Genomic DNA, 19,887 nt, shown 5'->3' with positions numbered 1-19,887 from the left:
AATTACCCTTCCTTCTCGATAGTATCTAGGCATTCACGAAGTAACGTACCGTACTCGTACTTACCTGGACATACAAAGGTACACAATGCTAGATCTTCTTCATCCAGTTCAAGCGCACCCAGTGCTTGAGCACTGTCTGTGTCGCCGGCACATAGATCACGAAGCAGCAAAGTAGGCTCCATATCTAGAGGCATTACGCGTTCGTAGTTGCCAATTGGAACCATTGAACGATCACTACCATTGGTCGTCGTTGTCATATTGAACAACTGACCTTTGAATACGTGACCAAGGAAAGAGCGAGTTACCGAGAACTTATTCTTACCAGGCATTGCCCAGCCAAATAGTTCTTTTTCACGGCCTTCACGTAATACAGAAACCTGTTGATGGTAACGGCCAAGGTATGCGTGTGGACCAGTTGCATGTGTACCTGTTAGTACTGAACCAGAGATCACACGAACTTCGCCAGGCATCAGCTCGTTATCTGTTAGGTCATCTAAGCTTGCACCCATTACGGTACGAACTAGACGAGGGTTATTCACAACTGGGCCAGCTAGAGACACAACACGATCTGTGCATAGCTCACCAGTTAGGAACAGCTTACCGAACGCGATAACGTCTTGGTAGTTGATGCTCCATGCCACATTCTCTGCATTTACTGGGTATAGGAAATGCATGTGGGTGCCAGCAAGACCTGCTGGGTGAGGGCCATCGAAGACGTGTTCTTCTACGTTAGACTGTGAAGAGCGTGGCAAGCTAGTGCCAGATTTACATACGTAAACCTTGCCTTCTGTCAGGGCTGAAAGAATGTCTAGACCAGCAATGAATGCTTCTTGTTGCTCATTAATGATCAACTCAGGCTTAGCTGCTAGTGGATTAGTATCCATTGCAGTTACGAAAATAGCCTTAGTAGAAGACTCGATTGCAGGAACCTTGCTAAACGGACGAGTACGTAAAGCGGTCCATAAGCCAGAGTCAACCAACTGAGTCTTGATCACTTCACGATCTAGACCTGAAAGTTGAGCGGCTTCGAACTTATCAAATGTCACCTGCTCTTCACCTGCCACTTCAATCACTACAGATTGAAGGACACGTTTAGCGCCACGGTTAACTTCGATCACTTTACCGGCTGCTGGTGCAGTAAATTTCACGCCTGGGTTCTTTTTATCTTCAAAAAGAACTTGCGCTTTTTTCACTTCATCACCAACGCGGACATGCATGGTAGGTCGCATGCCAACGTACTCTTCGCCAAGCAAGGCGACTTTTTTGATGGTCTTACCATCATTAATCACCTGGGATGGAGTTCCTGCGATAGGAAGATCCAAGCCCTTCTTTATTGTAATCATACGCACTTGCACTACTTTTATCGGGAAAAAGATTCTTTTGATTGCGTAACTTTTAGACACGACATCAGTGTCCGGTTTTGATGTTGTTTTAAACATCAAAATCGCAACATCCTATTAAAAATCTCGTCACAAGGAATACGCGAGATTTATCAGGTGCCGTAGTCTAGCATTTTTTAGGAACTTGATGCCATGATCAATCATTAGAATAGAGGGGTTATTTCGGTAGAATCAGGTCTAAAAGGTCAAAGAATAGTCATAACTTTGACCCATCGCACAAATGCCATATTCCATACATATCTTATGGAAAAGTGATATTCATCGCCTGAAATATTCTGCAATTTCCATTCATTTGTTGAAACACTGTTAACACATTTTTTAACCAGAATTTGTGCCACGTTAACGTCCCTAAAGAATGTAAAACGAAAAAAGATGGCCTTAAGCCACCTTTCTCTGCACCTTTATATCTTGCGTTTTTAGTGACCACCACCCATACACATCGGGCTATCAGGGGCGCCATCTTGTTCACGCTTCCACTCTTCATCAGTATATGTATGAATAGCTAATGCATGAATGTGGTTGTCCAGTTCATCTGCCAAAATTTGATGAACTTGACGATGGCGCCCAATCAAACGCTGTCCCGCGAACGAATCACTCACAACAATCACTTTGAAATGACTCTCTGAGCCTGGTGGCACATTATGCATGTAGCTCTCATTAATGACTTTGAGATAGCTGGGTTGCAGCTCACTGTGTAGTTTCTTCTCTATGATTTCTTGGATCATATTCGTTCCTCATTGATGCGAATTCCATAAGTATATACCTAAGTAAAGCAGACATGCATCACTCAAACGTCACTCTCATTATTGACGCACTTTGTAGACATATTGTCTCAAGGCGCTTGACTCCACGAACATGTCTAAAGAGCAGCCATCACTGAACTCGTAAAATTTGACAGCTTTTTGTATCTCGACACGTCATCATTTGCGACAATAACACTTAATTTCTAAATCAACTTACATTTAGCTATGAAAACCGAACTGAACCTTCACGAGCGAAGCTTAACACTTCATCGTTTCCCAAAACGTAGTAACGAAACGCTACAAGCGTGGGATGCCGGTGATGAGTATCTTATTAATCATGTTGAAGAGCTTGCTTTGCCAGACAATCAAAACATCCTCGTGATTAATGACAGCTTTGGTGCCCTCTCCTGCTGGTTTTCGGAAAAGCACCATGTAACGCTAATGAGTGATTCATTCATCTCACATAAAGGTGCACAGCAAAATCTCGAGCAAAACCAGTGCAATAAAGTAGCGTTTGCCACCACGATGGACCTCGTTCCTGCCAATATTGATCTCGTCTTGCTGCAACTGCCCAAAAGTAACCGCCATCTAGTGTGGATACTAAGCCAATTAAGAAAGGCGCTACCGGCTTCCTGCCCCGTCATTGCAGTCAATAAAGCGAAAGACATTCATACTTCGACGCTAAAACTGTTTGAAAAATACTTAGGCGAAACAAAAACATCTTTGGCCTGGAAAAAGCACAGATTGGTGTTTTCTCAAGCAACAGTTGAGCCTACGATTGAAGTAATGCCTTTCACGACTTGGCGCGTTGATGGCGAAGATATCGAACTCAAGAACATGCCAAATGTCTATTCAGGAGAAAGTTTAGATTTAGGTGCACGCTTTATGCTGCAGCACCTGCCTCAAGACCCTTCAATAGACAATGTCATCGACCTCGGCTGCGGCAATGGTGTTCTGTCTGTTAAATTTGGTCAGTTGAATCCAAATGCTCGGCTAACATGTGTTGATGAAAGCTTTATGGCGCTTGAGTCGGCAAAACAGAACCTACGCGACAACCTTGGTGAAAATAGAGACATACAGTGCATAGCGAACAATTGCTTGGACGGTTTTAAACACAGCAGCAGCTCTATGGTTATGTGTAATCCACCGTTTCATCAACAACAGGCAATCACCGATCATATTGCTTGGCAAATGTTCTGCGATGCTAAACAAGTATTAAGTGAAAATGGCCGTTTACTGGTTATCGGAAATCGTCACCTCGGGTACGACGCAAAACTCAAACGTCTGTTTGGCGATAAAAATGTGAAACTTATCGCTTCCAACAATAAGTTTGTGATTTTACAGGCTACAAAAAATCCTGCTAAATTAAGCGCAAAATAAGCTTTAGCAAAATAGTTAAAAGGAATAATAAAATGAGAAAATTGGTACTTGCGGCTTCGGTTGCGTTGCTTGCTGCGTGTTCAGCCCCTCAACAACCTCAGCTGAACCTGATGCCAGAAAGCACATTGAGCACCAATCCAATTGTTCAAGGCAAGACTTACAGTTTGACCAGCAAAGATGTACGTGCAGCGCAGTACGTGGCGTTGGTGGATAACGGCCGTTCGAACATTCTTCCTCTTCATGCTAAACAGAATTTACGTATTGCGTTAGAAGAAGCATTAGAGAAGCAATTCTCATCTCAAGGTTTCCATGCGGATCTAAACAGCAACAACGCGATTGAATTGAGCGTTCAAGAAGCGTTGGTCAACGTGAAGCATTCGGTGATGGAAAATGAGATGGATGCTAAAGTTGTGCTGGAAATCACAGCAGAGACACCTGAGGGCAAGCTAGTCAAAACTTATACAGGTACAGCAAAGCGATCTGGCACATTGAGTGCTTCTGATGCCGATATTGAAGAGACATTGAATGATGTGGTGACATTGACGCTTAAAGAGATTGCCAATGACCCTGAGCTTCGTCAATACATGCAGGAGCGTTTCTAATGTTACGCAAAGCGATTCTGTCCTTAGCACTACTCAGCTGCAGCGTTTGGGCTGGACCAAAAGTAGCGTTTGAAACGACACTTGGTTCATTTACGGTTGAGTTAAACGAAGAGAAAGCACCTATCACTGTCGCTAATTTTCTAAAATATGTAGAAGATGGGAGCTACGAGGGTACTATTTTTCATCGTATTATCCCAGGCTTCATGGCACAAGGTGGCGGCTTTAACCAAGATATGCAGATGGTGAAAACATACGCGCCAATCAAAAACGAAGGAAATAATGGTCTAAACAATGACCGTGCTACCATCGCCATGGCACGAACCAATGCACCAAACTCTGCAACTCGTCAGTTTTTCGTCAACTTAGTCGACAATGACTTTCTCAACTATGGCGCTCGACCACCAGGTTATGCTGTATTTGGTGAGGTTACTGAGGGGTTCGACGTTATCCAGAAAATGGCTCAGCAGCCGACCACGACGGTAGGCCGAATGCGTGATGTACCAGAGACGCAAATCGTCATCACCAAAGCTACACTACTTAAATAGCCAAAACGATAAGCCCTTTGAATAATCGAAGGGCTTTCTCTTTCAACGGCTTCATTTTATTGGATTGATTTATGTCTTCATTACCTTCCATCACTTGGTTGGAAACGGTAAAAAGTTACCTCGATAAACGACTCATGTGGGTTTTCATGCTGGGCTGCTCTAGCGGCTTTCCGTGGGTTCTTATCGGTTCAAACATGTCAGGTTGGCTAAAAGATGCCGGCTTGACCCTCTCCGCAATTGGCTATTTTGGTAGCGTTTTTGCGGTCTATGCGATCAACTTTCTGTGGGCACCTCTGGTTGACCGCGTGAAGCTGCCAGTCCTCTTTAGACTGCTGGGGCAAAGACGTAGCTGGATTTTCTTTTGTCAAAGTATCGTACTCGTCGCTACCCTATTTATTGCCGGTGTTAATCCAGCGGAAAACTTGGTGTTTGCGTCACTACTCGCCTTGTGTATTGCAACGGCTTCAGCGACACAAGACATCGCAATTGATGCTTTTCGTATTGATACTTTCCCAAAGTCAGAAGAGTCTAAACTGCCTCAAGCTTCTGCAATGGCGGTCATTGGCTGGTGGACAGGTTATTCACTACCGGGTTATTTAGCGTTTGTTAATGCTGACAGTGTCGGTTGGAATGGTGTGTATTACGGGATGGCGGTGATAGTCGGCATTCTAATGGTCTTTACGATTTTAGTCGGTGAACCTAAGACTCAACGCGAACAACTTCAGTCTGCCGCTGAACAACGCCACAAAGAAGTGGTTGGTTCGAAAGTCGTAGCTTGGTTTACCGTGACTGTTGTGGAACCTTTCCTTGATTTCTTTAATCGCAATGGTGTCCGTGTCGCGATTACTCTGTTGCTGTTCGTTTTCCTATTTAAAATTGGCGAAGCGTTTTTGGGCAGGATGTCGATCGCGTTCTACAAAGATATTGGTTTTAGCAATGAACAAATTGGCTATTACTCCAAACTGATTGGTTGGGGAGCCACCATCTTCTTTACTTTTGTCGGAAGCATGTTCAACGTTAGGTTTGGTATTGTACGTGGATTAATGATCGGTGGTATTGCTATGTCTGCCAGTAACTTGATGTTTGCTTGGATTGCTTCGGTAGGCCCAAACGAGCACTTGTACTTAGCCACGATTATTGTCGATAACTTTACGACTGCTTTCTCAACTGTCGCTTTTGTTTCATTTTTGACGATTCTAACCGGACAAGCATTTTCGGCAACTCAGTATGCGTTGCTTGCTTCTCTAGGAAACTTCGGACGGACGACTCTTGCTTCTTTCAGTGGCGAGCTAGTGGATTATCTTAATGATTGGAGCACATTCTTCGTGCTTACCGCTGTCATGGTCGTGCCAAGCTTGATTATGTTGTACTCGCTACGACATTACTTTGATGCTCTATTGGAAAAAGCACGTCACAAGCATTAACGAAACATATAAAAAACCACCGAATTCGGTGGTTTTTGTTTTGCGAGATATAAGATAAGAGGTCTATGGGTATAACCCTTTACCAAACATATTAAATATACGTGCCACGCCTTGAGTAAAGATCATCGGCTCAGTCAATACGGTTAAACACAAGCAGTCTTCTCCGGCCTTAGTGTAAGGGCTGTGCTTCACTGATGCGTCTCTAATCATCAAATCGCCCTCTTCATATTGGCCATCCTCGTCACTAAATCCGCCATGCAGGATCAATGTAGACTCCAGGCCTTTGTGCGTATGTTGAGGAATTTGCACATCTTCCCCGATGTACATTAAGCTGACACGAGCGTCTTCCCCTAGGTCAATCTGAGCACTAAAAACCTTGCCTCCGTAACTTCTCCATGACCCTACGAGGTCAGAGAAACGCGCTAGAGTTTTAGGAAGAGCGAAACTTTTTCCTGCGACATTAACAGCAGCAGAGTCGCGGATCACGATATTATCAGTCGCTGGCTCCGCATTGATGATGTCATTAAACATGTCGTCAAATTCAGAAACATACTCAGAAGGTATGTCACTTACGATGTTCGCTTGACTTGCTTCGACTTGGTTCACATAAGCTCGGCACTTGGTGCATGTTTCTAAATGGGTTGCGACCACAAGACCAGAAACCGCATCAATGCTTCCCGAAGCGTATGCTTCTAACAAGCTGTTATCTGGGTGTTTGTTCATAGTTGCTCCGTATGCATTGAATGCCTTAGCTTTTCTACTGCAAGCCTCAGCCTGGATTTTACAGTACCGAGGGGTATATCAAATAATTCCGCGACCTGTTGATGAGGTAGCTCTTCAAGATATACCGCTTGTAAAACATCTCTCTGGTTTTTCGGTAATATATCTAAAAACTTAACCACCTGTTCTTTCAACATATCTTGTTCTGGTGAATAGTGATCAACAAGATCAGGTGGATAATACTCTGACGGCCAAATGTCATCAGAATGAATGTGTAATTCCTTACCTTTCTGTTTTCTCAGCAAATCAAAACAAAGGTTTCGGATTATGGTATATATCCAAGTCGATAACGCGCTCTTTTCACCATCATAGAGGTGCGCTTTCTGCCAAACTGTCGCCATGGTCTCTTGCACCATCTCCATAGCAACTTGCTCATTACCAACATGTTTGTAAGCGAATTGCTTCAGCTTGGGTGCGTAAAAACGGAATACAAAAGCGAACGCATCTTTGTCTCGAGCCTTCACTTTATCCATGTAATCGTTCCAATCACTGCGCCCCAGTTTTTTCGGGCTATCACTCATCATAATCGGCCTTAATTTGTGGGAGGAGTCTCCTCCTCCCATTCGTCCTAATCGGTCACGTCATCGACCAACAAGTTGAAACCACCGTTGTTCCCATCATCAATGGCAACGACTTGGTACACAACACCGTTCATTACATTGACTGGTGCTGAGTCAACCGCAACAATACTTGGGTTACCAGCCACTGTTACCGTTACATAATATGTACCTTCAGCGACATATAATCCTTGTACGCTATTTTTATACGCAAAATTAGCAATAGTTGGATCACTTCCATCTATTCCTGCACTCGTAGTGAGGTAAATATCCACCATTTCCGCTATAGGATTAGCCGCAGCGTGTGTCACATTCAATGTCGCGCTAGTCGCCACAGCGCGTCTCATATCTTCAACAACCAGAGCTTCGATATCAATCGCTGGGCTAACAACACCGACTGCATAAACACTGTAATCCATTCCACCTGCAACCATTAACCCGTCAACATCTATGATCGGATTGGTTGTTGTGCCATCCACGTAAACGTCAATATCGTAAGCGCCAGCAGCAAGATCCAAATAACCACGAATCTCTTTGAACGCTAAGTCGGCAAGAGGAGCGAAGGCCGCCCCGTTAACGTTAACATCGACGACTGGCGCTCCATCGACAAGGTGTCCGACTCTTACTTCAGCTTGGCTGCCCATATCTTCAATTATAGAAGAGCCCGAACCGTCCAACACCAAGAGTTTGACAGGTGACGTGCTATTCGAATCTCCTGTGCCGATAGCGACAATCGTCAAGTTGGAATTAGCCGCAAGAGGTACTGTGCCGGAGTCAAAAGCAACGCTGTCTCCTACGGCAAGTCGAACTTGATACTCACCAGCTGGGATGTTCAATACGTCGGTAGAAGCTTTGTAAGCAAGGTTAGTTATTGGAGTCGCGCTAGCAAGAGCAACACCTGGCTCAGTGACATAAAGATCAACAGCAGGAACGCCTGAAGCTGCATGAACAACTTGAACATCTAGACTATTGGCATCAGCCATTGAATCGGCGCTGCGAGTCACAACTAAAGGCTCAACTGGGTTTGGCGAACCATCGGCATCGCCAACAACGAACACGTTATAATTGAGGTCGGAATCAAGATCTAGTTCTGTTTTAGGTATTACGGTCGCGGTTTCATTACCTGGGAGCTGAACATCGACCTGAATCGAATTCATCCCCTCTCGCAATTTAACGTAGCCAGATCCCACACCATAATCAACATTCGTTAATGATGGTTTATCGTTGATCCACACATTTGCAAGCGGCGCGTCAGAAGACGCGTGCACTGCTTGTAAATTGGAATACTCGATAGTGTCACTGTCGGAGCCACACGCCGCCAGTCCTAATGCCGCCACCATAGTTAGCGCAGCTCTGCCAAATCCTTTCATATCCTTGCCTCTTTGTTAGTCGGGGCTTCTATGGCTTCTGTCAGAAATTGCAACGCAGGAATGCAGTTCTCTGCGCCAACGAGCTGTTCGAACAGATTGCAGTCTAAAGGAAGTAATTCAAGCCAGCGCTGGGTCACCCAAGCTGAGTCATCGTAAAAACGATGCTGGTAGAGGTTTCCAAGTTGAGGAAACTCTTCATAAACATGGGATAACTGCTGGCTTAAATAGAAGAAATCTGGTGAGTTGTCTGGATGTTGCCAATTGTCTAACCATTCGACCTCTGCATGGCGTAAGCCGTCCGCATCTGCACGAACTCGTTTGACAACAAAGCGTTTCTCACCAGCGACTGTAATACCAAGAAGACCATCACTGAGTGTTTCAAAATCAACAATCCTGACCAAAGTTCCGATAGATGAAACGTTACCCACGTCTTTAGGGTCACCTTCACTTCCTACTAGGCAAACTCCAAAACCCACATTTTGTAGGCTGCATTCCTTTACCATTCGCTTATATCGTGGCTCAAAAATGCGCAGATTCATTTTACCTTCAGGGAGTACAACTGAAGTGAGTGGGAATAACATGACTTCTTTCATTCAAACGTCCTCTTTGATTCACGGATACATACGAATCCCTTATCACTCCGATCACTAACGATTTATGTTGGTTAATCGACTGGCTTAAAAAGTCATAAAATCGCTCACGCAAACGATCTAAATCACACATTTATTGCAATAAAATGCAACAAACAAAAAGTTCCGTAAATAAAGATAATTTCGTGATGCAACTCACCAAAAACGTTTCATTTTGCACCCTTTATCACTTTCATTTGGGATTTTTATCGCTATTATTCCCGCCAATTGGAAAGCGCAGCACAGATTGCGTGTTCTGAATCATTACAAACATAGAGAGTCCCCTTATGCGTAAATCACTTTTAGCTCTTAGCCTTCTAGCGGCTACTTCAGCTCCAGTTATGGCGGCAGATTACTCTGACGGCGATATTCACAAAAACGATTACAAGTGGATGCAATTTAACCTAATGGGTGCATTTGACGAACTTCCAGGTGAGTCTTCACACGACTACCTAGAAATGGAATTCGGCGGCCGCTCTGGTATCTTCGACCTTTACGGCTACGTTGATGTATTCAACCTAACTTCTGATCCAGGTAGCGACAAAGCTGGCGCAGAGAAGATCTTTATGAAATTCGCTCCACGTATGTCTCTAGATGCGGTAACTGGTAAAGACCTATCTTTCGGTCCAGTTCAAGAGCTATACGTTGCAACTCTAATCGAGTGGGGTGGTAACTCTGGTGTTAACTCTCAAAAAATCGGTCTAGGTTCTGACGTAATGGTTCCTTGGTTTGGTAAAGTTGGTGTTAACCTATACGGCACTTACGACGGCAACAAAAAGGATTGGAACGGTTTCCAAATCTCGACTAACTGGTTCAAACCATTCTACTTCTTCGAGAACGGTTCATTCATTTCTTACCAAGGCTACATCGATTACCAATTCGGTATGGATGATGATGCTGGTAACAAGTTTGGTTCAACCGCGTCAAACGGTGGTGCAATGTTCAACGGTATCTACTGGCACTCAGACCGCTTCGCAGTGGGTTACGGTCTAAAAGGTTACAAAGACGTGTACGGTATCAAAGATACTGATGGGTTCAAGTCAACTGGCTTTGGCCACTACCTTGCTGTAACTTACAAGTTCTAATTGAACCACTAAGTTTGCTCAAAAATGGCGCCTTTCGGCGCCATTTTTATTTGCTTTCCTTTTTTCCCTCATTATCCTTGCAGCAAACCTTTTTAATGAGAGCGTTTGGTGAATATCCTTATCCTCGGTCCAGGTGCGGTGGGCTCACTCTGGGCAACAAAATTTAAGCTTGCCGGGCACAATGTTTCATTGTGGGGAAGAAGTTCTGAAAGCCAACAATCACTTCAGTTGGATGACACACCCGCAATCGTATTCAGTAATCAAGATATTTCCTCCGTAAATAAAGCAGATCTCATTTTGATCACGGTAAAAGCTTGGCAAATGGAAGACGCCATTCAGCCTTTACTGCCTCATATCAACGCAGACACGATTATCATGCTGATGCACAATGGTATGGGTACCGCCTCTGGCGTGGAGAAGGCTCTGCCAAACAATCCTATCGTGCTCGCCACAACGACGCACGGCGCATACAAACCAGATAACCAACACGTACTGCATACCGGTCACGGAACAACGCAAGTGGGTGGTTATAATGACAAAGGAATGCAGTGCGCTTTTCTGCAAGATGTTATGCATCATGCCCTTCCAGAGGCCATTTGGAATCCACACATCCAATCTGCGTTATGGACTAAGTTAGCGATCAACTGCGCGATTAACCCACTGACTGCGATTCACCAGTGTAAGAATGGTGAGCTTGCGCAGCCCGAGTTTAAGATACAACTCGAAAGCATCACTCAAGAACTGGTTGAAGTAATGAGTAAAGAAGGTATTGCTATCGAGTTTCGCTCTCTTTTCGATACGGTAATGCAAGTGGTGAACGCCACAGCTGAGAACTATTCTTCAATGAGACAAGACGTATTCCATCAGCGTCGAACGGAAATTGATTTTATAACCGGACACTTGTTAAAGGCTGCCGAGAAACATCGCATCAATACGCCTGAGAATTTAAAACTTTACCAACGCATCAAACAAATAGAACAAAGCTGGACAGAACAATGAGTAAGAAAATCTTAGTGCCAATCGCTCCGGGCACCGAAGAAATGGAAGCCGTCACCGTTATCGACATGATGGTTCGCGCGGGTTATGACGTTACAGTAGCGAGTGCTGCTTTTGATGGCTCATTGACGATGAAAGCTTCTCGCGGAGTCACACTAACTGCCGATTGTAAGCTAGTCGATATCGCTGATGATGAGTTTGACGCCATAGCGCTTTCTGGTGGTGTTGGTGGTGCAGAAATTTTTCGTGATAGCACGGTGATGATAGAAATCCTTAAGCAGCACATCTACGAGGGAAAATTGGTCGCTGCTATCTGCGCAGCACCGGCGTTGGTATTGCAACACCATGATCTTTTCCCACAATCACTGATGACCTGTCACCCGAGCTTTCAGTCACATATCCCGGAAGAGAAGTGGCGCAGCAAACGCGTGACCTTTGATATCAACCACAACCTGATCACCAGTCAAGGTCCGGGTACAGCTTTAGAGTTCGCGATGGAAGTAATCATTCAACTCTCAGGTAAAAAACACGCATGGTCAGTTGCTGAACCAATGATCCCTCTGCCTACTCTGCACTACCACAAGCTTGGTGAAGAATAATGTTTGACGTAAATGCTGTACGCGAGCAATTTCCTGCTCTAAACCAATCCGTCAACGATACGCCCTTAGTGTATCTAGATAGCGCAGCGACAACGCAAAAACCGCAATGTGTGATTAATGTCATCAGTCATTACTACAGTGCGCAAAATGCCAATGTTCACCGTGGCAGCCATAGTTTAACGGCTAATGCCACCAGCCAATTTGAAGCGGCACGAGAACGAGTGGCAAGCTTTATTGGTGCAAACAGCTCTAAAGAGATCATTTGGACACGGGGCGCAACCGAAGCACTGAACTTAATTGCTCAAACCTACGCCCGTAGCACGTTACAACCAGGTGATGAGATCTTGATTAGCGAGATGGAGCACCACGCCAACATCGTGCCCTGGCAAATCGTGGCAGAGCAAACGGGTGCTAAAGTCATTAAAGTTCCGATGACATCAGATTGCCAGTTCGACATCAGTGCATTTGAGGCGCTTCTGTCTGACCGCTGTAAACTTGTTGCTTGCACACAAATAACCAACGTAACAGGCACACGCCAACCTATCGAAAAAATCACTGAACTGGCGCACAACGTTGGCGCGGTTGTTGTAGTTGATGGCGCGCAAGGCATCGTACATGAGCAACTTGATTTATCGACATCAGATATCGATTTCTACGTTTTCTCAGGTCACAAACTTTATGCACCAGCAGGCATTGGGGTTTTATACGGCAAGCTTGAACTTTTGGAAGCCATGCCACCATGGCACGGCGGCGGTAAAATGGTTGAACGCGTTTCTTTCGAAAAAACGACGTTTTCTGCACTTCCTGGAAAATTTGAAGCGGGCACACCAAACGTTGCGGGCGCGATTGCTCTAGCTAAAGCCATTGAGTGGTACCAAGGTTTTGACCATCACGAAGTAGAGACTCATCTCCATGCGCTTCAGGATAAGGCCTACCAAGCACTAAGCGCTTTGGATGACATTCATATTCTAGGCTATCAACCGAATGCCTCTGTACTGACGTTCGTCATGGACGGCGTTCATCACCAAGATATTGCGACGCTGCTCGATCAACAAGGCATTGCGGTACGAGCAGGACACCACTGCGCTCACCCATTGATGGATGCGCTAAATGTGAAAGGCACGGTACGCGTCTCTTTTGGTATTTATAACACGACGAACGATGTGGAAAGACTCATCGCCGCCGTAGAAAAAGCCGTCGACATGCTATAACGCCAACGGTTTGATTTGGAGTAACCAACAAGGTTACTCCATCTGCCTATCCAGAGTCGCCACGCAATTTCTGCCATTTCTTTTCGCAGCATAAAGCGCTTTATCTGCATGCGCATACAAACGTTTGGTGGTTTCATTTCTGCCTATTTCCACCACGCCTACACTCACCGTGACCGGAATTTCAATCTTTTCAAATTCGAACTGACAATTTTGAATGTGGGAACGTACTTCCTCTCCTACCTCTTTCGCCGCCGACAGAGAAGTTTCTGGCAAAATAATCGCAAACTCCTCCCCTCCGACTCTTGCAAAAATTTCGTCTTTGACGAGTAAGTGAGAAACCAAATCAGCTAACGTCTCTAAGACATAATCCCCCGCATCATGACCACGTTTATCATTGATGACTTTAAAAAAATCCAAATCAAATAATAACAACGCGGAGTGATAATCCGGAGCTTGGGATTTAATAACTTCTTCTGTGAGCTTTTCGAAAAAGACACGTCGGTTGTAGATGTTGGTAAGAGCATCAATTTGGCTTTGATGGCGAAGAAGGGTTTCAACTCGGTGGCGATTGGAGATGTTGCGTGTAAGAATAAGGACAACGCGACGACCTCGGTATTTTATAGCGAGTGGGCAGATCTTGCCTTCGTAGTATAGGTCGCCTCTTGGCCCACTGTTAGCATCTATTCCCTGAATGCTGTCGGCGCACATCTTGTACTCGATCGTCACAATACTGTCTTGTTTCAGTGATCGACTGATCTGCTCGATAAACCAGTCGGCTTTATCTTTTTCAAGTACGCCGTGAAGTGTCTTACCTATCAAATTGCTTCCATCGTGATAGGCTTTTTTATCTGTTCCTCCAAAAACATCAATATAGATACCATCTTCACTCAGAATAAAAGTGGGGTCTGGCATTTCGGATAACACGTCTTGCGCATGTTCCAAGGTGAATTGCATATAGGGAGGTTCCTAGCATTTGTATCTAAGTAACCCAATCGCTTCCAAGTGTGTTTCCACATTGGGGAATAGGAGCGAATGGGGCATATGTCTATTATCTAATATAGACAAATTTTAAATACAATTGAGTTTATAAAAACCAAGTGGGCAATATAATGAACCAGGATCAATAGAATGGTTAATTAACGCTAAAATAGTCGACCATTTGCACACTTTTTATCCATATGCAAAAAATATCTCAACTCAGATACAAAAAACACCAAACAGCTAGGCTATTCAGCGTTTTTTAAGAATTGGGAAAATGACTCGTTACACGACGGTTTGCTTAATCTGCTCTACAATAGCTTTCAAGCCATTACCACGTGACGGGCTTAAATGGGAGACAAGCCCCAGCTGATCAAAATAAGCATCAATATCAAACGCTTGAATTTGATCGGTCGTTTTACCGTCATAAGCTGCCATTACCAAGGCAATCAATCCACGGACGATACGCGCATCGGAGTCCGCACAAAAATGCCAAACGCCATCTTGCTCTTTGCTCACTAACCACACCAAGCTTTCACAACCCAAAACGGTAACTTGTTCTGATTTCAGCTCTTCTGGCATTTGTGGCAGCTTTTTACCCCACTGAATAACCTGACGGTAACGATCTTCCCAGCCTTGGAATTGCTGCATAGTCGCTACAATGTCTTCGCTGGTGATATCTGTACCAAATGGAGAAACGGGAAAATCTGTCATGATGCGCTCTTCTTCTAGTTTACTGCTTATATTTTGAAATCAACTTCTCAACGATTCGCGATACCGCGACAAAGCCAAACGTTGCAGTTACGACAGTCGCCGCACCCAAACCGCTAGCGCAATCCATACGTTTTGGACCTTCTGCTGTCGACTTCACACCACACACTGAACCGTCTGCTTGAGGATACTTCAGCTGCTCGGTTGAAAACACGCAATCAATACCAAACTTACGAGCCGGATTCTTAGGGAAGTTATGATGACGACGCAAGGTGTCTTTGATTTTCTTCGCTAGAGGATCTTGGATCGTTTTCGTTAAGTCAGCGACCATGATCTGCGTTGGGTCAACCTGACCACCAGCGCCCCCCGTGGTGATCACTTTGATCTTGTTGCTGCGGCAATACGCCAACAAAGACGCCTTCGCTTTTACGCTGTCAATCGCATCTAGCACGTAATCAAACTCTTTGCTTAAGTACTCATGTTGATTGTCTGGCGTGATGAAATCATCAATCAGATTGACTTTACACTCTGGGTTGATCAATTTGACACGCTCGGCCATCACTTCAATTTTGCTTTGGCCAACGGTGCCCGTCATCGCATGAATTTGGCGGTTAATATTCGTGACACAAACATCGTCCATATCAATCAGAGTCAGCTCACCGATCCCGGTACGGGCCAGCGCTTCGACCGCCCATGAACCCACGCCACCAATACCAATAACACAAACGTGTGCAGCGCGAAGAATGTCCACTTCGCTGTTGCCATAAAGACGACGAGTGCCGCCAAAGCGTTGATTGTAGCTGTCAGATGCTGGGGTATCGAGTTCACGCATATTGAAGTCCAGATGATCGATAGAAAAACAAAGAGTGCGATTTATACGCACTCTTTGATGAAATGTCTAGATAAGAGAGTGTTCCTCTTTCTTGGGTCGCTATTGTAGCTTTTCTGGCGGCAAAGCCCAAGGCGCTTGAGTTGGTGAGTTTTCCAGCCCAAGTTTCCAAACTCGACCAAAATGCTTGTAGTGCCCTGCTTCCGTTCCTGCTCTCGCACCAATGCCATGATACAGATCCAAATGGTTCTGTTTTACCGCACCACCAGTGTCTAAAACGATCAGCATTCGCAGTTGATGAGCACCGCTCCACGTACCATCCGCATTCAGCAATGGTACTTCCGCCAAGATTGGTGTGCCCATTGGTAAGATAGAACGGTCACCCGCGACCGCGGCCATTGGTAACAAAGGAATACCAGCCGATCCCGTTACTGGCGCTTCCGCTTTTGGCGCAAAGAAGACGTAAGAAGGGTTTTGCTCCAACAACTCGCGTACTGTTGCGTCGTCGTTGTCCATTACCCACTCTTTAATCGCTTTGAGAGACATTTTTTCACGCGGCACTTCACCACGTTCAATCAAAATGCGGCCAATACTAACGTAAGCTTTATTATTTTTCCCTGCGTACGCGAAGTACTCCAACGTATCATCATCTTCAAAATGCACATAGCCACTGCCCTGCACTTCCATCATAAACGAGTCAATACGGTTAGGCGCATAACCTAGCACTAAACCTTGGCCATCTAATGCCCCGTTGTAGATCTCCGCACGAGTCGGACAATCTGATGAGCAGTTTGGCTTGCCATAAACTGGGTACTTAAAAATGTCGTTTGGTGTATGACGCAGCTCCATCACGGGAGAAAAGTATCCGGTAAACAGCACATTACCTTTTTTATCACCACCACCCAATTGCGCGGCTTGAATGCCAAACGCACTCAACGCACTGGTATCTCCGCTCTGTTGCGCCCACTCACTTAATCGTTGATATAGCGGTTGGTATATCTTCGCCATGGATGGTGACTTTATCACCACTTGCTCAGCTTGCTTGTTAAATTCAGTAAAATCGCGTGGTTTGTTAGACTCAACCACATCCACTTGATTGAGGATCTGAGGAAACTCACCATCAAGATATTGCTGAGCACGATCATTTTGTTGAGCACAGCCAAAGAGTAGGCTCAAAGAGATAATAGGAAGGAGTTTTTTTAACACGTGTCTTTTCCGTAAAAGAGAATAGCAAAAGGATGGCAAACAAATGCATACGGTGCAATTGAAAAGCAACGACAAAATGTTTCAACGCTAAGCCAATCCGTTTACTCGTTGTGAATTCATTCAGTTAATACAACATGATAGCAGCGGAAGAATTACGGAATTGTCCGGATTATGTTTGAAAGTAAGATTTACTGATTGAGAGATGAAATTGTGATCATCCATGTGACTCACAGACGCAAGAGATCTCTGCTTAACAGACAAAGATAAAAACGACTATCTTACCGCAATCCTTGCACGCCCCTCTAAACGGAATACAGGTAGATAATGTGCATTGGCATCCAGCTTCATTTCTGCATGCTGCTTACCCACAAAATTGAAGTGCCGCTCATTTGAACCCACTCGATACGAAAACGAATCCCCATCGAATTCAAAACTGGTCGCCACTGTAGAACCATTTACGGTAACACCGCGCTCACTCAACACAAATTCTTCACGAGCATAAGGCGCAACATCTTGCTCAACCCAGCGACCATAAATTGTCGATTTGGGAATGGGCGGATTAATGGTTCGAGTAATCAAATCACTATACAGCATGCACACGACAACGGTTCCAACTATCGCTATAAGCATGAGAGAACGCTCTAGCCACTTACGAAGCATTGATTTAGATGACGTTTTTGACAGATTTGAAGCAGTGATCGCAGCATTCTTATTAACAGCAGAAGACATGAGGTTCACGTATTGAGGAAAGACGCCACCATTGTAACCTTCCCTCTTAACGGGACCAAGAACCTACCTCAATATGTTTGTGCTTTATTCCAAAATTTCACCTTGCCACCAAGTGAATAAAAAGGCATTATTTTAACATAATTAAACAAAGGAATGGCTGTAGTGAAAATTCGTAGTACTGCTCTCGTAAAAGGATTCCGTCAATCAACACCTTATGTCAATGCTCACCGCGGAAAAACCATGGTGATCATGCTGGGCGGAGAAGCCGTCGCACACAAAAATTTTGGCAATATTATTAATGATATCGCACTCATGCACAGCCTCGGAATCAAAGTCGTGGTGGTGTATGGTGCACGTCCTCAAATTAATCAGCTGCTAGAAAAACAAGACCTCACTACGCCTTACCACAAAAATATCCGCATTACGGATGAATCAGCTTTATCTGTTGTTATGCAAGCTGCCGGACAACTTCAGCTTGCGATTACTGCGCGCCTATCAATGAGCCTCAACAACACTCCGATGGCAGGTACCCAGCTCAATGTTGTTAGCGGAAACTACATCATTGCTCAACCACTCGGCGTTGATGATGGTGTGGACTATTGCCATAGTGGACGCATTCGCCGCATTGACACCGATGCTATCAACCGCACTCTTGATCAAGGTTCAATTGTTCTGCTAGGTCCCATTGCTAGCTCTGTGACTGGCGAGTGCTTCAATTTATTATCGGAAGAAGTCGCCACCCAACTAGCGATAAAGCTGGGTGCGGATAAGCTGATTGGTTTTTGCTCCGAACAAGGTGTCATTGATGACAACGGCAATGCTGTCGCCGAGTTACTACCAATTGAGGCGGAGCATGTCATCAAAACGCTTTCTGAAAATACGTATCCTGACCTAGATTACAACACTGGGACACTGCGCTTTCTTAAAGGCTCTATTGCCGCTTGCCGTGCCGGAGTACCTCGTAGCCACTTGATCAGTTATAAAGTAGATGGCGCCTTAATTCAGGAGTTGTTCTCTTTCGATGGCATCGGAACCCAAGTTGTTATGGCGAGTGCTGAACAAGTGAGGCAAGCTAATATTGACGATATTGGCGGTATCTTAGACCTCATTCGTCCTTTAGAAGAACAAGGTGTACTCGTTAGACGCTCTCGAGAGCAGCTAGAGCAAGAGATTGGAAAATTTACCATCATCGAAAAAGACGGCTTGATTATTGGCTGTGCTGCCCTTTATCCATACCCAGAAGAGCGCAAAGCTGAGATGGCTTGCGTAGCGATTCACCCTGACTATCGTGATGGAAACCGAGGTTTGTTACTGCTCAACTACATGAAACATCGTTCTAAATCCGAAACCATTGATCAGATTTTTGTCCTCACGACACATAGTTTGCATTGGTTTAGAGAGCAAGGTTTTTACGAAGTCAGTGTCGACTATTTGCCTGGAGCCAAACAAGGGTTATATAACTTCCAGCGTAAGTCAAAAATCTTAGCGTTAGATTTATAGCTTAACCTTAAATCAGGGAGCGAAACTTAACGTTCCGCTATACCAAAACCTCAAGGTGCGGGATTCAGCTCATTAACGCTCAACCCTGCACATCGAGCTTGTTTAGGAACGAGTTTGTTTAGGAGTAAGGCCACACATAAACCCTACTCCGGACTAGCGGGTCATCATGTAAACCCAACTTAGAAATGCGCAAACCATTGCTTGATTTTTGTTCCAATTTTATCTTTTAAATATACATTTGGTTGGCTATACTCTGCTCGCTAGTGATTGGTTTTTAACCAATACGAATGGATCTAGGTGATGTAATGTAGCCTTCACCCTAAAATACTGGGCAATTGAAAAACTAGTTAGCTCCGTATTGCACACCAAGGACAGTTGTTAATCTGACTTTAAATAAGCCGAGACGAGCACTGTTATGAGAACAATCATTTGTAATTCGCTTCAAAGCTTCTGGGATATGGCTGACAATCAGTTTTTAGAAGGCCTAGACGTCCACTGTGTTTTCCCCGTAAATGACGCTATCCGAGATTTTATTCTTGCTTATCAACAGCAATACAAAATACGCAGCGTGTCTTTTACCAACGCGTTTGCAAAACATGCATAAAAGAAGACC

General features: G+C 44.7%; 21 protein-coding genes. 10 read left to right on the top strand and 11 right to left on the bottom strand.

Features of this window, described 5'->3' with window-relative positions; genetic code table 11:
* Positions 1–2: 2 nt before the first annotated feature.
* Positions 3–1,343, bottom strand: coding sequence for a Na(+)-translocating NADH-quinone reductase subunit A (locus R7F64_RS17075; protein ID WP_005380264.1), 1,341 nt, complete (start codon positions 1,341–1,343; stop codon positions 3–5).
* Positions 1,344–1,816: 473 nt separating this feature from the next.
* A complete protein-coding gene (gene bolA / locus R7F64_RS17070; protein WP_005380262.1) occupies positions 1,817–2,125 on the bottom strand; it encodes a transcriptional regulator BolA in 309 nt (102 codons plus the stop codon).
* 243 nt (positions 2,126–2,368) lie between these two features.
* Between bolA and R7F64_RS17065 the strand changes: the two genes are divergently transcribed.
* The 4 genes from R7F64_RS17065 (at position 2,369) to R7F64_RS17050 (ending at position 6,094) form a co-directional block, all read left to right on the top strand.
* Positions 2,369–3,523: a methyltransferase gene (locus tag R7F64_RS17065; RefSeq protein ID WP_005380260.1), complete on the top strand. Its 1,155-nt coding sequence runs from the start codon at positions 2,369–2,371 to the stop codon at positions 3,521–3,523.
* Positions 3,524–3,555: 32 nt separating this feature from the next.
* Complete coding sequence (locus tag R7F64_RS17060; protein ID WP_005380259.1) at positions 3,556–4,125, top strand: YajG family lipoprotein; 570 nt, start codon at positions 3,556–3,558, stop codon at positions 4,123–4,125.
* On the top strand, positions 4,125–4,670 hold the full coding sequence (locus tag R7F64_RS17055) for a peptidylprolyl isomerase (protein ID WP_005380258.1): 546 nt from the start codon (positions 4,125–4,127) through the stop codon (positions 4,668–4,670). Before R7F64_RS17060 ends, R7F64_RS17055 begins: the two co-directional genes overlap by 1 nt.
* A 71-nt stretch (positions 4,671–4,741) precedes the next feature.
* Positions 4,742–6,094 (top strand): AmpG family muropeptide MFS transporter, encoded by a 1,353-nt coding sequence (locus tag R7F64_RS17050; RefSeq protein WP_005380257.1) that lies wholly within the window; start codon positions 4,742–4,744, stop codon positions 6,092–6,094.
* Between the two features lie 63 nt (positions 6,095–6,157).
* Here R7F64_RS17050 and R7F64_RS17045 read toward each other — a convergent pair whose 3' ends face one another.
* From R7F64_RS17045 to R7F64_RS17030, 4 genes are read right to left on the bottom strand one after another with little or no spacing between them, the layout of a single operon-like run.
* A complete protein-coding gene (locus tag R7F64_RS17045) occupies positions 6,158–6,817 on the bottom strand; it encodes a ChrR family anti-sigma-E factor (protein WP_005380256.1) in 660 nt (219 codons plus the stop codon).
* Positions 6,814–7,398 (bottom strand): RNA polymerase sigma factor, encoded by a 585-nt coding sequence (locus R7F64_RS17040; RefSeq protein ID WP_005380255.1) that lies wholly within the window; start codon positions 7,396–7,398, stop codon positions 6,814–6,816. Before R7F64_RS17040 ends, R7F64_RS17045 begins: the two co-directional genes overlap by 4 nt.
* Positions 7,399–7,442: 44 nt before the next feature.
* Positions 7,443–8,801 carry a DUF4397 domain-containing protein gene (locus R7F64_RS17035; protein WP_213970988.1) on the bottom strand — a complete coding sequence of 453 codons (1,359 nt, stop codon included), beginning with the start codon at positions 8,799–8,801 and terminating at the stop codon, positions 7,443–7,445.
* Positions 8,798–9,394 (bottom strand): LON peptidase substrate-binding domain-containing protein, encoded by a 597-nt coding sequence (locus R7F64_RS17030; protein WP_005380253.1) that lies wholly within the window; start codon positions 9,392–9,394, stop codon positions 8,798–8,800. The genes R7F64_RS17035 and R7F64_RS17030 overlap by 4 nt, the downstream gene beginning before the upstream one ends.
* A 323-nt stretch (positions 9,395–9,717) precedes the next feature.
* On the opposite strand from R7F64_RS17030, the gene R7F64_RS17025 reads away from it, so the two are divergent.
* From R7F64_RS17025 to csdA, 4 genes are all read left to right on the top strand, one after another.
* On the top strand, positions 9,718–10,515 hold the full coding sequence (locus R7F64_RS17025; protein WP_005385292.1) for an outer membrane protein OmpK: 798 nt from the start codon (positions 9,718–9,720) through the stop codon (positions 10,513–10,515).
* Between the two features lie 108 nt (positions 10,516–10,623).
* Positions 10,624–11,514, top strand: a complete 891-nt coding sequence (gene panE / locus R7F64_RS17020; RefSeq protein ID WP_053349833.1) for a 2-dehydropantoate 2-reductase — start codon at positions 10,624–10,626, stop codon at positions 11,512–11,514.
* Complete coding sequence (locus R7F64_RS17015; protein ID WP_006742560.1) at positions 11,511–12,110, top strand: DJ-1 family glyoxalase III; 600 nt, start codon at positions 11,511–11,513, stop codon at positions 12,108–12,110. The genes panE and R7F64_RS17015 overlap by 4 nt, the downstream gene beginning before the upstream one ends.
* Positions 12,110–13,321, top strand: a complete 1,212-nt coding sequence (gene csdA / locus R7F64_RS17010) for a cysteine desulfurase CsdA (protein ID WP_062730471.1) — start codon at positions 12,110–12,112, stop codon at positions 13,319–13,321. The genes R7F64_RS17015 and csdA overlap by 1 nt, the downstream gene beginning before the upstream one ends.
* 33 nt (positions 13,322–13,354) lie before the next feature.
* Here the strand turns inward: csdA and R7F64_RS17005 are convergent, their stop codons facing one another.
* The 5 genes from R7F64_RS17005 to R7F64_RS16985 form a co-directional block, all read right to left on the bottom strand.
* The gene (locus tag R7F64_RS17005; protein ID WP_318071922.1) at positions 13,355–14,275 is read right to left on the bottom strand and encodes a GGDEF domain-containing protein; all 921 of its coding nucleotides are present in this window, start codon (positions 14,273–14,275) and stop codon (positions 13,355–13,357) included.
* A 309-nt stretch (positions 14,276–14,584) separates the two neighbouring features.
* On the bottom strand, positions 14,585–15,013 hold the full coding sequence (gene csdE / locus R7F64_RS17000) for a cysteine desulfurase sulfur acceptor subunit CsdE (RefSeq protein ID WP_318071921.1): 429 nt from the start codon (positions 15,011–15,013) through the stop codon (positions 14,585–14,587).
* A 19-nt stretch (positions 15,014–15,032) separates the two neighbouring features.
* On the bottom strand, positions 15,033–15,842 hold the full coding sequence (tcdA, locus tag R7F64_RS16995; RefSeq protein ID WP_149191564.1) for a tRNA cyclic N6-threonylcarbamoyladenosine(37) synthase TcdA: 810 nt from the start codon (positions 15,840–15,842) through the stop codon (positions 15,033–15,035).
* Between the two features lie 99 nt (positions 15,843–15,941).
* Complete coding sequence (gene mltA / locus R7F64_RS16990) at positions 15,942–17,045, bottom strand: murein transglycosylase A (protein ID WP_017636015.1); 1,104 nt, start codon at positions 17,043–17,045, stop codon at positions 15,942–15,944.
* A 273-nt stretch (positions 17,046–17,318) separates the two neighbouring features.
* Positions 17,319–17,774: a DUF2850 domain-containing protein gene (locus R7F64_RS16985; protein ID WP_005380234.1), complete on the bottom strand. Its 456-nt coding sequence runs from the start codon at positions 17,772–17,774 to the stop codon at positions 17,319–17,321.
* 162 nt (positions 17,775–17,936) lie between these two features.
* Between R7F64_RS16985 and argA the strand changes: the two genes are divergently transcribed.
* Entirely contained in the window at positions 17,937–19,274 is a 1,338-nt protein-coding gene (gene argA / locus R7F64_RS16980; RefSeq protein WP_042521373.1) for an amino-acid N-acetyltransferase, read from the top strand.
* Between the two features lie 415 nt (positions 19,275–19,689).
* Positions 19,690–19,878, top strand: coding sequence for a hypothetical protein (locus R7F64_RS16975; RefSeq protein ID WP_005380230.1), 189 nt, complete (start codon positions 19,690–19,692; stop codon positions 19,876–19,878).
* Positions 19,879–19,887: the final 9 nt, after the last annotated feature.

The organism is Vibrio sp. Vb1980 (assembly GCF_033338615.1).
Taxonomy (GTDB): Bacteria; Pseudomonadota; Gammaproteobacteria; order Enterobacterales; family Vibrionaceae; genus Vibrio; species Vibrio alginolyticus.
This window is presented reverse-complemented; position numbering and strand designations above follow the sequence as displayed.

Coding starts and splice junctions, on each gene's coding strand:
- R7F64_RS17075 (WP_005380264.1), bottom strand. CDS start 1,343: ATGATTACAATAAAGAAGGGCTTGGATCTTCCTATCGCAGGAACTCCA.
- bolA (WP_005380262.1), bottom strand. CDS start 2,125: ATGATCCAAGAAATCATAGAGAAGAAACTACACAGTGAGCTGCAACCC.
- R7F64_RS17065 (WP_005380260.1), top strand. CDS start 2,369: ATGAAAACCGAACTGAACCTTCACGAGCGAAGCTTAACACTTCATCGT.
- R7F64_RS17060 (WP_005380259.1), top strand. CDS start 3,556: ATGAGAAAATTGGTACTTGCGGCTTCGGTTGCGTTGCTTGCTGCGTGT.
- R7F64_RS17055 (WP_005380258.1), top strand. CDS start 4,125: ATGTTACGCAAAGCGATTCTGTCCTTAGCACTACTCAGCTGCAGCGTT.
- R7F64_RS17050 (WP_005380257.1), top strand. CDS start 4,742: ATGTCTTCATTACCTTCCATCACTTGGTTGGAAACGGTAAAAAGTTAC.
- R7F64_RS17045 (WP_005380256.1), bottom strand. CDS start 6,817: ATGAACAAACACCCAGATAACAGCTTGTTAGAAGCATACGCTTCGGGA.
- R7F64_RS17040 (WP_005380255.1), bottom strand. CDS start 7,398: ATGATGAGTGATAGCCCGAAAAAACTGGGGCGCAGTGATTGGAACGAT.
- R7F64_RS17035 (WP_213970988.1), bottom strand. CDS start 8,801: ATGAAAGGATTTGGCAGAGCTGCGCTAACTATGGTGGCGGCATTAGGA.
- R7F64_RS17030 (WP_005380253.1), bottom strand. CDS start 9,394: ATGAAAGAAGTCATGTTATTCCCACTCACTTCAGTTGTACTCCCTGAA.
- R7F64_RS17025 (WP_005385292.1), top strand. CDS start 9,718: ATGCGTAAATCACTTTTAGCTCTTAGCCTTCTAGCGGCTACTTCAGCT.
- R7F64_RS17015 (WP_006742560.1), top strand. CDS start 11,511: ATGAGTAAGAAAATCTTAGTGCCAATCGCTCCGGGCACCGAAGAAATG.
- csdA (WP_062730471.1), top strand. CDS start 12,110: ATGTTTGACGTAAATGCTGTACGCGAGCAATTTCCTGCTCTAAACCAA.
- R7F64_RS17005 (WP_318071922.1), bottom strand. CDS start 14,275: ATGCAATTCACCTTGGAACATGCGCAAGACGTGTTATCCGAAATGCCA.
- csdE (WP_318071921.1), bottom strand. CDS start 15,013: ATGACAGATTTTCCCGTTTCTCCATTTGGTACAGATATCACCAGCGAA.
- tcdA (WP_149191564.1), bottom strand. CDS start 15,842: ATGCGTGAACTCGATACCCCAGCATCTGACAGCTACAATCAACGCTTT.
- R7F64_RS16985 (WP_005380234.1), bottom strand. CDS start 17,774: ATGTCTTCTGCTGTTAATAAGAATGCTGCGATCACTGCTTCAAATCTG.
- R7F64_RS16975 (WP_005380230.1), top strand. CDS start 19,690: ATGAGAACAATCATTTGTAATTCGCTTCAAAGCTTCTGGGATATGGCT.